Source organism: Paracoccus shandongensis (assembly GCF_017315735.1).
Lineage (GTDB): Bacteria > Pseudomonadota > Alphaproteobacteria > Rhodobacterales > Rhodobacteraceae > Paracoccus > Paracoccus shandongensis.
In genome coordinates this window covers 1-14,055 of the sequence record NZ_JAFLRK010000030.1, presented here as the reverse complement: position 1 = coordinate 14,055, position 14,055 = coordinate 1, and the positions used below count along the sequence as shown (strand labels likewise).

Genomic DNA, 14,055 nt, shown 5'->3' with positions numbered 1-14,055 from the left:
TTTCCCGCTCAACCTTTACTGATTTAGGTCAGCACAAGTTACCTACCAGCAAAAAGCGCCATCAAAACAACGGCCCCTACAAGGATGCGCCACCAGCCAAACAGCGCATAGCCGTGCTTCGAGACATAACCCAGCAGCCAGCGCACCACGATCAGCGCGCTGACAAAGGCCGCCACAAAGCCCACGGCGATGGTGCCGATGGCGCTGGCGTCCAGGATGTCACGATTCTTGAACAGGTCATAGGCGAATGCCCCCAGCATGGTGGGCATGGCCAGAAAGAACGAAAATTCGGCAGCCGCGCGCTTGTCTGCCCCCAAAAGCAGCCCGCCCACGATGGTGGCGCCCGACCGCGACACGCCGGGCACCATCGCCAGGCACTGGATCAGGCCGATCTTGAAGGCCATCGACAGGGGGAAATCCTCGGCCCGCATATAAAGGGGGTGCCGGGCCAGCCGGTCCACCCACAGCAGCACCACCCCGCCCCCGATCAGCATGACGGCGATCAGCATGGGCGTCTCGAACAGCACCGTCTTGATGAAGTCATGCGCCAGCACGCCCACCACCACCGCGGGGGCGAAGGCCAGCAGCACCGCCGCGACAAAGCGCCGCGCGGCCGGGTCACGGGGGGCCGCCGCCAGGATCTGGACGATCCGCGCCGCATAGACGCCCAGCACCGCCAGCAGCGCGCCCAGCTGGATCAGCACCTCGAAGCTGCGGCCGGGCGAGTCGAAGCCCAGGAAATGCCCCGCCAGCAGGATATGGCCGGTCGAGGACACGGGGATGTATTCGGTCAGCCCCTCGAGAATCCCGAGGATGGCTGCCACGATGGTGTTCGGCTCCATCAGTGGGGGCGCAGGTTCTTGGCCGACTGCTTGATCGCCTCGTATTGCCCCGAGGGGCGGAAGCGCCACAGATACTGCTCGATCACCGCATCCGCTGCAAGCGGCTGGATGCCCAGTTCGGCAAAGCCGCGCGCGCCGGGCGACACGACATTGTCGCGCCGCAGCAGCGCCAGCTGGTCCCGCGTCAGGATCGAATTGGTGAACAGCCCGCCCGTCAGGATCTGCAACAGGCCCAGCACGCGCGCGACAAGGCCCGCCACCCAGAAGGGCATGTTGACGATGCCCCGGCGGCGCATGGTGGCCTTCAGCACCTGGCCCATGATGTCCTTCATGGTCAGCACGTCCGGCCCGCCCAGTTCATAGATGCCGGGCGCGGCCTCTCCGGTGGCGCCTTTGACGGCGGCCAGGGCCACGTCATCGACGAAGACCGGCTGGAGGCGCACCTTGCAGCCCACGACCGGCAGCACCGGGCCAAGCCGTGTCATGGCCGCAAAGCGGTTGTAGAAGGTGTCGTCGGGCCCGAACATGACCGAGGGGCGCAGGATCACCGCATCGGGGCGGTGGCGCAGCACCGCAGCCTCGCCCCGCGCCTTGCCGGCGATATAGGCGCTGTCCGAATCGGCATCGACCCCGATCCCCGAGATGTGGACGACCCGCGCCACGCCCATCTCGGCGGACAGGCGGGCGATGGTCTCGGCCCCTTCCTCGAAGACGGTCTTGAAGGTGCTTTTCCCTTTGGGGGTCAGGATATTGACACAGTTGACCACCGCGTCGGCATCTGCCATGGCCGCGCGCACCGACAACTCGTCGCGGATGTTGCACAGGACCGGCTGGACCTGGCCGACATTGCCATAGGTGCGGGTGAACAGCGCCTCGTCGGGGCGGCGCACGGCCACGCGGACGCGCCAGCCCTGCTTGGCCATCAGCCGCGCGACCTGCCGGCCCAGAAAGCCCGATCCGCCGAAAATCGTGACCAGTTTCGCCATGGGCGTCTCGCCTCCTTCATGCCGATGCCTTCCGCTCCTTATCCAAGCGCGCGCGGCGCGACAAGGCGGACAGGCAGGGATCGCAGGGCCGGACGGGTGCCGCGAAAGATTTTCGCAAGATTTCTGCGCCACCCCCATTGACGCCCCCCGCGGCTGCCTTTAATCAGCCGCTCACACCAGTTGGCCCAGATGGCGGAATTGGTAGACGCGCACGGTTCAGGTCCGTGTGCCGCAAGGCGTGGAGGTTCGAGTCCTCTTCTGGGCACCATAAAAAGCCCCCAGAAAACTTCGGTTTTCCGGGGGCTTTTTGCTTGTGGCATGGCGTGTGGGGCGGGGCGGGATGCCATGCAGCCCGACCGGCGCAGACAGGAATTTTTCAAACCAGTCCCCATGGAGGCTTCACAACGGCGAAACCCTGGGCTGTCATCGCCGTTGGACGCGCATATCCGCGAAAGGAGAAACCATGTCGGAACTGATCGTGATCGCCTTCGACGACGAGGCCACCGGGTTCGAGCTGCGGGCCGAGCTGGTGAAGATGCAGGGGGAATACCTGATCGAGATGGAGGACGCGGTTGTCGTCACCCGTCCGTCCGAAGACGACATCAAGCTGCACCAGGCGGTGAACCTGACGGCGGCGGGCGCGCTTGGCGGTGGCTTCTGGGGCACGCTGGTGGGGCTGGTCTTCCTGAACCCGCTGATCGGCGCGGCGGTCGGCGCGGCCTCGGGGGCGCTGGCGGGGCAGTTGTCGGACGTGGGCATCAACGACAACTTCATGCGCGAAACGGCCCGCGCCCTGCCGCCCGGCGGCTCGGCGGTGTTTGTCCTTCTGCGCAAGATGACCGCCGACAAGGTGCTGGACCGGCTGCAATCCTTCCACCACCGGGGACGCGTGCTGCAAACCTCCCTGTCGCGCGAGGACGAGGACCGGCTGCGCGATGCCCTGTCGGGCGGCGCCACGCCGCCCGTGCCGCCCGCCGATCCCGCCACGGGCGCTTGACGCAAGACCGGGCCGCATGAGACACGGCGGCCCATGGTCATTCGCCTTTTGTTCAGCCGCCCCGCCGCCGATCCCGGGGCGGCGCCCGCCATCCGCTGGCGTCCCCTGCGCCGCCTGCTGATCTGGCTGCGCTGGCTGGCGCTGCGCTTCCTGGCGCTGATGGTGGGGCTGGTCATGGTGTATGCCCTGATCAACCCGCCCACCACCTGGACCATCGTGTCCGAGGCCGCCGCCCCGCGCAAATGGGTCGATATCGAGGACGTGGCCCCCGTCATGCGCCGCTCGGTCGTGGCGGCCGAGGATGCGAATTTCTGCCTGCACTGGGGCTTCGACATGGTGGAGATTCGCAAGGTCGTGGCCTCGGGGTCGTCGCGGGGGGCGTCCACCCTGACGCAGCAGACGGCCAAGAACGTCTTTTTGTGGCAGGGCCGCAGCTGGACGCGCAAGGCGCTGGAAACCGCCTTCACCCCCATGATCGAGGCCTTCTGGTCCAAGCGCCGCATCCTGGAGGTTTACCTGAACGTGGCCGAGTTCGGGCCGGGGATCTTCGGCATCCAGGCTGCGGCGCGCGATTATTTCGGCACCACGCCCGACCGGCTGACGCCCGTGCAGGCCGCCCGGCTGGCCGCCGTGCTGCCCGCGCCCAAGACCCGCAGCCCCCGCGCGTCCAGCCGCTCGCGCGCGATTGCCGACGGGGCGGCGACCATTGCGCGCGACGGGCGGGCCGACTGCTTCCAGACCCCCGCGCCGGTTGAATAGCGGGGGCGCGGGGCTTATCAAGGGCGCCATTGTGACAGGAAGGTCCAGAAGCAGGCGATGAACAGCAACACCCAGACCACCCGGCTTTACCATACGGCCCTGTCGCCCTTTTGCCGCAAGGTGCGGCTGGTGCTGGCCGAAAAGAAGATCGAGGTCGAGCTGGTCGAGGAGCGTTACTGGGAAAGCCCGCCCGACCTCAGGCGCCGCAACCCGGCGGGCAAGCTGCCGGTGCTGCGCCATCGCGGCAACATGCTGGCCGAAAGCCAGGCCATCATCGAATACCTGGACGAGGCCATTCCCCAACCCGCGCTGATGCCCGCGACGCCCCTGGAACGCCACGAGGTGCGCCGCCTGTGCGCCTGGTTCGACGACAAGTTCAACACCGAGGTGACCGTTCCCATCCTGACCGAGCGGGTCTGGAAGAAGGTCACCCGCCAGGGCTATCCCGACAGCCGCGTGGTCAAGGACGGGCTGCGCGCCATCAAGGAGCATATCGACTATCTGGCCACGCTGCTGGAAACCCGCCGCTGGCTGGCAGGCAACAGCCTGTCGCTGGCCGATTTCACGGCGGCGGCGCATTTTTCCTGCCTGGATTATATCTCGGACGTGGATTGGGACCGCTCGGAATCCTTGCGCGACTGGTATGCCACCATCAAGTCGCGTCCGGCCTTCCGCTCGATCCTGGCCGACCAGGTGCCGGGGATCCATCCGGCCCCCCATTATGCCGAGCTTGATTTCGGATAAGGCTGGGGGGCCAGCCCCCCAGACCCCCCGGGATATTTATGCCAAAGTGAAAGAGCGTCTGGCGGCCGAGGCCGAGGCCGTCGGGTTTTCGCGGATGCGGGTGACCACGCCGGGCGCGGTGCCCGAGGTTGCGGAACGCTTGCAGCAGTTCCTGGAGGCCGGGCGGCACGGGCAGATGGGCTGGATGGCCGAGCGGACCCATTGGCGCGGCAACCCGGCGGCGCTGTGGCCCCAAGCGAAATCGGTGATCGTTCTGGCCGAGCTTTACACGCCCGGCCACGATCCCCTGGCGGTGCTGGACCAGCCGGACCGTGCGGCGATCAGCGTCTATGCCCAGGGGCGCGATTATCACGACCTGGTCAAGAAGCGGCTGAAGCGCCTTGGCCGCTGGCTTCTGGAGCAGGCGCCGGGCGAGGAGATCAAGGTCTTCGTCGATACCGCGCCGGTGATGGAAAAGCCGCTGGCGCAGGCGGCGGGCATGGGCTGGCAGGGCAAGCACACCAACCTTCTGTCGCGCGAGTTGGGAAGCTGGTTCTTCCTGGGCTCGATCTTCACGACCATTCCCCTGCCCCCGGACGCGCCCGAGCATTCTCATTGCGGATCCTGCCGCGCCTGCCTGGACGCCTGTCCCACGGGGGCCTTTCCGGCACCCTACCAGCTGGATGCGCGGCGCTGCATTTCCTACCTGACGATCGAGCACAAGGGCCCGGTCGATCCCGGCCTGCGCCCGCTGATGGGCAACCGCATCTATGGCTGCGACGACTGCCTGGCCGCCTGCCCCTGGAACAAGTTCGCCCAGGCCGGATCCGAGATGCGCTATCGGGGCACCGCCCCCGCGCCGCCGCTTGCGGAACTGGCCGTGCTGGACGACGCGGCCTTCCGGGAGCGATTCTCGGGCAGCCCGATCAAGCGCATCGGGCGCGACCGCTTCGTGCGCAATGTGCTTTACGCCATCGGCAATTCGGGCCGGGCGGATCTGGCCGGGGTGGCGCAGGGGCTGGCGGGGGATGCCGATCCGGCGGTGGCCGATGCGGCCGCCTGGGCGGTGGCGCGCCTGACGCAGGGCTGAGGCGTCACAGCAGGAAGTCGTCGCGGTCAAGCGCGATGTGGCCCGAAAGCCGCAGCACGAAGTCCGCCTGCCCGTCCCCGTTCAGGTCGGCCAGGACGCGGGTCTCGTTGCCCACATGGTGCCAGCGCACCTGATGGTCGTCGCTGAAGGCGGCCTTGCCGATGAAGCGAAGTTTCAGGGACCGCAGGTCCAGGTCATCGACCCCCGCCTGGAAATCCTGAATCACGTCGGCCAGCCTCGCGGTGCTGTCGGTGGCAAAGATGAAGCGGAAGACATCGGCCTGGGCCCCGCCTGCCAGCAGATCGGCGCCCGCCCCGCCGACCAGCGTGTCCCGGCCCGCCCCGCCCGACAGGATGTCGCGGCCATCCCCGCCCCCCAGGGCATCGTTCCCGCCCTCGCCCAGCAGCCGGTCGTTGCCCGCCCCGCCTTGCAGCAGGTCATTGCCAAGCCCGCCGGCCAGGGTGTCGTCACCCGCATCCCCCCACAGCCCGTCGTTGCCAGCCTGGCCCCACAGGCGGTCATTGCCCCCGCCACCGCGCAGCGCATCGGCACCCGACCCGCCCCGCAGGGCGTCGTTTCCGGCCTCTCCGTTCAGGCGGTCGCGTCCGGTCCCCCCGGTCAGGACATCGTTGCCCACCCCGCCCCAGAGCAGGTTGTTGCCCAGCAGATCGGTCAGGATGTCGTTGCCCGCCTCGCCCCAGAGGGTGTCGTTGCCTTCCCCCCCGTCCAGACGGTCGTTCCCCGCCCCGGCGCGAAGCTGGTCGTTGCCGGTGCCGCCCGCCAGCGTATCGAAACCCGCACCCGCAGTCAGCCGGTCGTTGCCCGTTCCGCCGTTCATGGAATTGCTGCCCAGCAGATCGGTCAGGACATCATGACCCGCCTCGCCCCACAGGCGGTCGTTCCCGGCCTCGCCCAGCAGCCGGTCGTTGCCCGCGCCCCCGAACAGCATGTCGTTGCCGATGCCGCCAAACAGCCAGTCGAGCCCCGCGCCCGCCCGCAGCGTGTCGTTGCCCACCTGGCCCCAAAGGCGGTTGTCGCCCCAAAGGTCGGTCAGCGCGTCATTGCCGTCCTGGCCCTGAAGGCTGTCCTGGCCCAGGCCGCCATTCAGCAGGTCGTTCCCCTCTCCGCCGTAAAGCAGGTCGTTGCCCGCGCCCCCGTCCAGCAGGTCCGCGCCCCCGTCACCGAAAAGCTGGTCGTTGTCGTCGTCGCCGAACAGGCGGTCGTTGCCCGCGCCCGCGTGCAGGATGTCATGGCCCACGCCGCCCCGCAGCAGGTCCAGGCCCGCGCCCGCGACCAGGGTGTCGTTGCCCCCCTCGCCATTCAGCTGGTTGTTGCCCCGCCCATCCTCCAGCCGGTCGTTGCCCAGGCCCCCCCACAGCGTGTCGTTGCCATCCTGCCCGTACAGCAGGTCGTTTCCCCCCCCGCCCTGCAACAGGTCGTTGCCGTCCTCGCCCCACAACTGGTCCAGTCCCGCCCCGGCGATCAGCGTGTCGTTCCCGCGCCCGCCGATCAGATGGTTGTCGCCCCCGCTATCCTCCAGCCGGTCGTTGTCATCCTCGCCCGACAGGGTGTCGTTGCCGTCCTCGCCCAGCAGGAGGTCATGTCCGGTTCCGCCATAGACCAGGTCGTTGCCCGATCCGCCCCGCAGCGTGTCGTTGCCGGTCCCGCCCCACAGCAGGTCGTTGCCGCCATGGCCCAGCAGGCTGTCGTTGCCCGCGTCGCCGAACAGCGTGTCGTGGCCCCCCTGGCCCAGCAGCAGATCCCCGTCCTCTCCTCCGCGCAGCTGGTCGTTGCCCGCCTGGCCATGGACCGTATCCGCGCCCGCCCCGGCGGAGACCGTGTCATTGCCTGCGCCCGCCTGGATCACGTCCGGCCCGCCGGCGCCCAGCAGCTGGTCCGCCCCCTCGCCGCCGAAGACCCATTTGCCGACGGTGGTGGGGGGCGTCCCGATCAACAGGGGGTCCAGTTCGGGCAGCCAGTAATGCCCGATGGGAAACATGCCGTTGCCGAAATCCGTGGGGGCCAGGCTCTGGCCCGACAGGGTCCGCACCTCAAGCACCGAGTTGCCATAAACGATCCGCATCCCCCAGGATTGCGGCGCGAACTTCAACTGCCAGGTGCTGCGGATCATGCCCAGCATCGACAGGTCCAGCTGGTCCACGCCCGGCTCATAGTCGGCGATCACCACGCGGCCGTCAAAGCGGGTGATGGCGAAGATGTCGGCCCCCGCCCCGCCGGTCAGCTTGATGTTGGCCTGGCCCGTCACCAGGATGTCGTCGCCCGCGCCGCCCTTAAGCTGCGTAGTCGCCCCGGTCGCCACCAGCAGGTCGTCCTTGTCCGAGCCAGTGACCACCCCGGCCCCGGCAAGGCCCGTCTGGCCGATGGCGCCGGGGTCGACCACCAGCTGCGTCACCCCCGTTTCCCCGTCCGAGGTGACCAGCAGCACGATCCTGCCGCCGATCACCTGCGCCTCGATGGCGCTGACCTTGCCCAGAACCATGTCGGCGGTATCGGCGATGGTCTGCAGATGCAGCAGCCTGCCGTCGGGCAGCAGGGTGAAGATGCTGATGCCGCCGTCCGCGCCCCCGGCGATCACGAAGCCGCGCCCGTCCACCACCGCCGTCGCCAGCGCCGTCACCGACTGGAAGCGCGTGGTCAGCTCGTCTACGATGTGGTCGGTGGTGGTCAGCGCGCCGGTCTTGCCGATCTGGAACACCGACAGCGACGACGAGGTCGCCCCCGCCACCACCACGAAGCTGCGCCCGCCGAACTGAAGCGCCGCGATGTCCGAGGGGACATAGTATCCCGTGCCCTCGGCCGCGACATGCATCGTCCCCGCGCCCAGGATCCCCCCCGCGCTGATCGCATGGGTCGAGATGAAGTTGCCCAGGCCCGAGATGGCGACCAGCAGGTGCTGGCCGTCCACGGTCATGGCGATGATCTTGTCCAGCGATGCCTCGGCCACGCCCGCGGGCATGGGCAGGCTGACCGAGGACAGGGCGGCCAGGCTGCCGTCGTTGCCGATCCGGTGGACCTGCAGGACCAGCGTGTCGGACTGCGCCGAGAACAGGAAGCGGCCCGCGTCGGTGACCATCTCGCCGCTGGTGGACAGGCGGGAACCGACCTGGGCCGCCGGGAACAGCTGCGCAAAGCCGCCAAGCCCGCCCCGGTCGGTGATGGAGAGCCCGGTTCCCCCGCCGCCTGACATTCCCCCGACTAGCAGGCGGTCGCCCGCCGCCATGTCCAGCACCGTCAGCACCGGCTCGGCCTGATAGGTCAGGCTGGGGGGGAAGGCCTGGGTGGCGACAAGCACCAGGGGGGCGTCGGGGTCGCTGATGCGATAGCTGCTGACCCCGCCCCGCGCGCTGACGGCGAACAGCATCCAGCTGCCGCCGATCTGCGCCATGGCAAGATCGGTGACGCCAGACAACCATCGGGTTTGCGCGGCCCCATAGGTGGCCACGTGACGATAAGTGATCATCTTGTCCGTTGAATGCGCGTTTCAGCTGCATGGCCCCGGGCAGGGGCCGATGCTTAACAGAACCCTAATGCGCGCCGTCCGAACAGCCCTGTTCTAGCCGGGATTTGACGCAATCTTTAGATGTCGAAGGCCAGGGGGCCATAGATGATCAGGCCGGGCTGCGTGACGGCCGCGCCCTCCATCATCCGCGCCAGGCCGTCGATGGTGCTGCGGATCAGCCGCTGGTGGGGATGGCCCACGGATTCGGCGAACAGCGCGGGCGTGTCGCCCGGCATCCCGTGGGCGCGCAGCCCGGCGGCCAGTTCGGGAAAGCTGCGCTGGCCCATGAAGACGACCGTGGTGACCGCCGGATCGGCGATGGCGGCCCAGTGGATGTCGCCGGGCAACCGGCCCGTCACGTCGGCGCCGGTGATGAACTGCACCCGCCGCGCGGTCAGCCGCCGGGTCAGCGGGATCCCCGCCGCCGCCGCCGCCGCGCTGGCGGATGTGACGCCCGGCACGATCTCGAAGGGGATGCCGGCGGCGGCAAGGGCCGCCAGCTCCTCCTCCAGCCGCCCGAAAAAGCCCGCATCGCCCGATTTCAGCCGCACCACGCGCCGTCCGGCCAGCGCCTGTTCGACCAGCAGCGCGTTCACATGGTCCTGCCGGGCGGACGGACGCCCGGCGCGCTTGCCCACCGCGATCAGTTCGGCCTGGGGGTTCGCATGATCCAGCACCGGGCCCGATGCGAGGTCGTCATACAGCACCACCTCGGCCCGGGCCAGGCGGTTCGCGGCCTTCAGCGTCAGCAGCTCGGGGTCGCCCGGACCGGCGGATACAAGCGAGACGAAACCGGACGGGGGGACAGGATCGGGCAAGGCCAGGGCTTTCACGCGGGGATTTCAGGCTATAGCAGCCCCATCCTGCCAGACAATGGCGGGGCTTGAAACTTTCCCGGCGCCGGGGCCTGATCCGGCCAGTGAACGAAAGCTGTGCAATGACCGTGATCTGCTGGTTCCGCCGCGTGCTGCGGCTGGACGACCACCCCGCCCTGGTTGCCGCCGCCCATGACGGCCCGGTGATTCCCCTGGTGATCCTGGACGGGGCCGAGGCGCGGGCCCGTCCCGCATCCGCCCAGCGGCAGGCGATGGCCCTGCCGGGGCTGGCCGCCGCCCTGCAGGCCCAGGGCAGCCGCCTGGTCGTCCGGCGCGGCGATCCCGCCACCGTGCTGGCGCAGGTGATCCGGGACAGCGGTGCGGTGGCGGTCCATGCCAGCGAAGGGATGCCCTTTGCCCGCGACGACGGGCTGCACGACGCGGTCGCGGCGGCGGGCGCGGCCCTGCACCTGCACCCGCTGGCCGATCTGGTGGCGCGCGGCAGCGTGCTGACCAAGACCGGCACGTCCTTCAAGGTCTTCACCCCCTTCTGGCGCGCCCTGCGCCGGACCGAGATCGCCGCCCCGCTGCCCGCCCCGCGCCTGGCCCTTCCCGGCACCTGGCCCCGCAGCGACGCCCCCGACTGGCCCGAGGCGCGGGCGGCGATGAACCGGGGCTGGCCCGTGGTCGCCCGCTATGTCCAGGCGGGAGAGGCCACGGCCCATGCCCGGCTGGACGCCTTCCTGGACCGCATCACCGCCGGATACGCCGAAAACCGCGACCTTCCGGCCGAGGTCGATGCGACATCGGGCCTGTCCGACGCCCTGGCCGTCGGAGAGATCAGCGCCCGCCGCATCTGGCACCGCGCCCTGCACGCCCAGCACCAGGGGCGCGGCGGGACCGAGGATTTCCTGCGCGAACTGGCCTGGCGAGAGTTTGCGCGCGACCTGTTCCACGCCGCCCCCGACATGGACCGGACCTGCTGGCGCCCGGAATGGAACGGTTTTTCATGGACCGGCGACAATGCCGATGCCGAGGCCTGGCGGCAGGGCCGCACCGGCATCGGCATCGTGGATGCCGGGATGCGCGAGATGTTCGCGACGGGCCGGATGCACAACCGCGTGCGGATGATCGCGGCCAGTTTCCTGGTCAAGCACCTGATGGTCGACTGGCGCGTGGGCCTTGACTGGTTCGCGCGCTGCCTGACCGACTGGGACGCGGCCAGCAATGCGATGAACTGGCAATGGGTGGCGGGCTGCGGGCCGGACGCCTCGCCCTTCTTCCGGGTCTTCAACCCCGACGGCCAGGCCACCCGCTTCGACGCCCGGCGGCTTTACCGCGACCATTGGCTGCGGGGCGAAGGCGCGCGGGACTTTGCCCGGGCCGTGCCCCGGTCCTGGGGCTTCGATCCAGGCCACCGCCCGGCCCCGCTGGTCGATCTGGACGCGGGACGCCAGCGCGCCTTGGCCGCCTATCGCGGCTTTGCCCGCAAGGACGCCATGGCCCTGTAGGCCAGCAACAGCGCGGCCAGGGCGGCAAGGATCAGCACGGGCGGATTGGCGGGCGACAGATTCGCCGCGAAGATGCCCACCAGCGCCCAGACGACGCCCGCCGGGTAGGCCCATTCGCCGGGCCTGCGGGTCTGGACCAGCAGGGCCGCGACCGTCACCGCCCCCAGGCACAGGATCGCCGCCGCCTGCTGGGACAGGATGCCCCATCCGCCCAGCACCATCCCGAAGGACGCCCCCGTCGCCGCCGTCAGCCATCCGGCATACAGCGCCACGGGCCGCACCTGCCAGACCGGGTCATGCGTTCCCGCGCGCAGAAAGGCCAGCAGCGCAGGCACCAGCATCGCCACGATCAGGACCGTGGCGCCGATGGGGGTCCAATGCGCCGTCTCGATCCAGAAGGCGCCCAGGATCAGGCTGACCAGCAGCGCGGGGCGCATCGGCTGCCAGTCGGGATCGCCGGACCGCTTCCAGGCGCCAAAGGCCGATCCCGCCACCAGCCAGGCAAAGATCAGCCCCCAGATCGAAAAGGCCCATCCGGCGGGCTGGACCGGCGGATCGGCCTGCGGGATCGGGAACTGGTCGGGCCGATAGCCGCCGAACCCGTTCGACAGCAGGGGCGAGACGGCAAAGGCAAGGGCCGCCAGAAGAACAAGAACGGGAAGGTAACGGCGCATGGAACCTGCAACTGCCAGGGACTGAAGGGTTAACACGATGTCACGCCTGCCGTTCCTGGCGGGCCAGGGCCTGCGCCCGCGCCAGATCCTCGGGCGTGTTGATGTTGAAGAAGGGATCGGCGGACGCCGCGTCCCAGACGGCCATCGCGGGCGCATGGGCCAGGGCAAAGCCCCGCACCCGCCGCTGCCCCCCGGCCAGGAAGGCGCGCAACGCGTCCCGCAGGGCCACCGGCCACAGCCCGAAGGTCGGATGGTCCGTCACCCGGCCCCCGGCATCGCGGCTGGCGGCCAGGACGATGCCGTTTCCCGCCTGCATCAGGCGGTCCACAAGATCGGGCGGAAAGAACGGTGTGTCGCCCGCCACGCTGACAACGGCGCGGTCCCCGCGCGAGGCCGCCCAGTCCATCCCCGCCAGGATCCCCGCCAGCGGCCCCGGCAGGTCGGGCAGGCTGTCGGGCAGCACGGGCAGGCCGAAATCCGCGAAACGTCCGGGATCGCCGTTCGCGTTCAGCGCCAGCGCGGCGCATTGGGGGGCCAGCCGAAGGGCGATGCGGGCCAGCATCGGCCGCCCGTCCAGATCCAGCAGGCACTTGTCGCCCCCGCCCATGCGGGTCGCGCGGCCTCCGGCAAGGATGATGGCGGGCGGGCGGGTCATGGGCCGGTTGTGACGCAGTCGGGCCTTGGCGGCAAGGGCGGAGGTGACTTACAAAAACGCCCAGGCGACACCCGCGCGCCGAGGATCCGCCATGCGACACGACCCCCTGCCCCCCTACCAGACCGAGGCCAGCCTGCCCGACCTGCCCTTCGCGGCCATCGACGCGCTGATCCGGGCCAGGGCCGCCGAACACGGGCTGGCCCTGCATGACGGGCATGGCCGGTCCACCTGGTGCAAGGTGCCGGGCGGGGATGAATTCGGCGCCCGGAAGGGGCCGACGGGCAGCATCCTGTATGTCCGCGCCCATGCCCGGGACCGGCTGCACGAACTGCTGGAAACCGTGACCCGCCACCTTGCCGAACACCTGCCCGGCCAGCGGATCGCCTGGTCCGCGCTGGACCGGCCCGGGGCCTTTCCGCCGAATTTCAGCCTGGCGCGCGTGGCGGGCGTCACGCGCATCAGCGCCGATTTCCTGCGCCTGCGGCTGGAAGGCGGCGACCTGGCCCGCTTCGCCCGCGACCTGATCCATTTCCGCCTGGTCCTGCAACCCCCCGGGGCGGCCGACCCCGCCTGGCCGGTCATCGGAAGCGACGGCCAGACGCTGTGGCCCAAGGGGGACGCGGCCCTGCACCGTCCCGCCTATACGGTGCGCCATATCGACCCCGTGGCGGGCTGGCTGGAAACCGACATCTTCATCCATGACGGCGGCCGCGCCTGCGATTTCGCCCGGTGCGCGGCCCCTGGGATCGCCGTGGGCCTGACCGGCCCCGGCGGCGGCGGCATCCCGCAAGGGGAAAGCCTGCTGATCGGCGGGGACGAGACCGCCTATCCCGCGCTCGCCCGCGCGCTGGAGGCTGCCGCGCCCGGAACCACCGGCGAATGCCACCTGTTCGGCGCGCGGGCGGATTACCCCCTGCCCCCTCATCCCGGGATTCGGGTGATCCACGCGCCCTTCGGCGAGGCCGCCCTGGCCTGCCGCCTGCGCCGCGAGGGCACCGGGGCCGAGCGCATCTGGCTGGCGACCGAACGATCCCGGCTGGCGGTGCTGAAGGCCGCGATCGCCCATGATGGGGGGATCGACAAGACCCGCACCCACCTGGCCGCCTATTGGAGCGCCTGAAGCCCGCAGGGCGGCATCTGAATAGTTGACAATTTTACATGGCTGCTTGATACCGGCGCACATCGCGGGACCGGGCCATGGGGCCTTGCGCCGACTCGGTCCCGGACGCGAACCGTCCGCGCGCTGCGGATCAAGAAGCAAGGAACGCCATGACCAACCCGCCGCGCCTGAGTGCATGTGTCGCCGTCACGCTGGCCTGCCTGCTGGCCTCGGTCGGCCAGGCGCAGGAAACCGCGCCGGACGCGGCCGTTCCGCAAGCCCAGGTCCAGGCGGCCCCCGCGCAGCAGCCTGCGGCACCCACGCCCCCGGCAGCCGAGGCACCGGCGGCCCCGGCCCCTGCGGCAGCAGCCGCACCGGCGCCCG

At 69.9% G+C, this 14,055-nt stretch carries 12 protein-coding genes, 1 tRNA gene and 1 pseudogene; 8 read left to right on the top strand and 6 right to left on the bottom strand.

Annotation, left to right across the window (positions count from 1 at the left end; all coding sequences use genetic code 11):
- Positions 1-38 precede the first annotated feature (38 nt).
- On the bottom strand, positions 39-842 hold the full coding sequence (locus tag JX613_RS15355; RefSeq protein ID WP_419538840.1) for an undecaprenyl-diphosphate phosphatase: 804 nt from the start codon (positions 840-842) through the stop codon (positions 39-41).
- Positions 842-1,828 (bottom strand): complex I NDUFA9 subunit family protein, encoded by a 987-nt coding sequence (locus JX613_RS15350; RefSeq protein ID WP_207102345.1) that lies wholly within the window; start codon positions 1,826-1,828, stop codon positions 842-844. Before JX613_RS15350 ends, JX613_RS15355 begins: the two co-directional genes overlap by 1 nt.
- A gap of 183 nt (positions 1,829-2,011) precedes the next feature.
- Between JX613_RS15350 and JX613_RS15345 the strand changes: the two genes are divergently transcribed.
- From JX613_RS15345 to queG, 5 genes are all read left to right on the top strand, one after another.
- A tRNA-Leu gene (locus JX613_RS15345) sits at positions 2,012-2,096 on the top strand.
- A 195-nt stretch (positions 2,097-2,291) separates the two neighbouring features.
- Positions 2,292-2,825, top strand: a complete 534-nt coding sequence (locus tag JX613_RS15340; protein WP_207102344.1) for a DUF1269 domain-containing protein — start codon at positions 2,292-2,294, stop codon at positions 2,823-2,825.
- Positions 2,826-2,858: 33 nt separating this feature from the next.
- Positions 2,859-3,584 (top strand): monofunctional biosynthetic peptidoglycan transglycosylase, encoded by a 726-nt coding sequence (gene mtgA, locus JX613_RS15335; protein WP_207102343.1) that lies wholly within the window; start codon positions 2,859-2,861, stop codon positions 3,582-3,584.
- Between the two features lie 57 nt (positions 3,585-3,641).
- Positions 3,642-4,328, top strand: coding sequence for an FtsZ-binding protein FzlA (gene fzlA, locus JX613_RS15330; protein ID WP_207102342.1), 687 nt, complete (start codon positions 3,642-3,644; stop codon positions 4,326-4,328).
- A gap of 46 nt (positions 4,329-4,374) precedes the next feature.
- A complete protein-coding gene (gene queG / locus JX613_RS15325) occupies positions 4,375-5,397 on the top strand; it encodes a tRNA epoxyqueuosine(34) reductase QueG (RefSeq protein WP_336512315.1) in 1,023 nt (340 codons plus the stop codon).
- A gap of 4 nt (positions 5,398-5,401) precedes the next feature.
- Here the strand turns inward: queG and JX613_RS15320 are convergent, their stop codons facing one another.
- Together JX613_RS15320 and cobA are read right to left on the bottom strand one after the other, a co-directional pair.
- Positions 5,402-8,878, bottom strand: coding sequence for a calcium-binding protein (locus JX613_RS15320; RefSeq protein WP_207102340.1), 3,477 nt, complete (start codon positions 8,876-8,878; stop codon positions 5,402-5,404).
- 116 nt (positions 8,879-8,994) lie between these two features.
- On the bottom strand, positions 8,995-9,750 hold the full coding sequence (gene cobA, locus JX613_RS15315; RefSeq protein WP_336512314.1) for a uroporphyrinogen-III C-methyltransferase: 756 nt from the start codon (positions 9,748-9,750) through the stop codon (positions 8,995-8,997).
- A 50-nt stretch (positions 9,751-9,800) separates the two neighbouring features.
- Here cobA and JX613_RS15310 point away from each other — a divergent pair, with 50 nt between their 5' ends.
- Positions 9,801-11,243, top strand: a complete 1,443-nt coding sequence (locus tag JX613_RS15310) for a cryptochrome/photolyase family protein (protein ID WP_237168608.1) — start codon at positions 9,801-9,803, stop codon at positions 11,241-11,243.
- Here JX613_RS15310 and JX613_RS15305 read toward each other — a convergent pair.
- The gene (locus JX613_RS15305; protein WP_207102339.1) at positions 11,204-11,917 is read right to left on the bottom strand and encodes a tryptophan-rich sensory protein; all 714 of its coding nucleotides are present in this window, start codon (positions 11,915-11,917) and stop codon (positions 11,204-11,206) included. The genes JX613_RS15310 and JX613_RS15305 overlap by 40 nt on opposite strands.
- A 40-nt stretch (positions 11,918-11,957) precedes the next feature.
- A complete protein-coding gene (gene mobA, locus JX613_RS15300; RefSeq protein WP_207102338.1) occupies positions 11,958-12,572 on the bottom strand; it encodes a molybdenum cofactor guanylyltransferase MobA in 615 nt (204 codons plus the stop codon).
- A gap of 91 nt (positions 12,573-12,663) precedes the next feature.
- Between mobA and JX613_RS15295 the strand changes: the two genes are divergently transcribed.
- Positions 12,664-13,692 (top strand): siderophore-interacting protein, encoded by a 1,029-nt coding sequence (locus JX613_RS15295; protein WP_207102337.1) that lies wholly within the window; start codon positions 12,664-12,666, stop codon positions 13,690-13,692.
- A gap of 149 nt (positions 13,693-13,841) precedes the next feature.
- Positions 13,842-14,055 (top strand): annotated as a pseudogene (locus JX613_RS15290) (hypothetical protein); the annotation flags it as partial.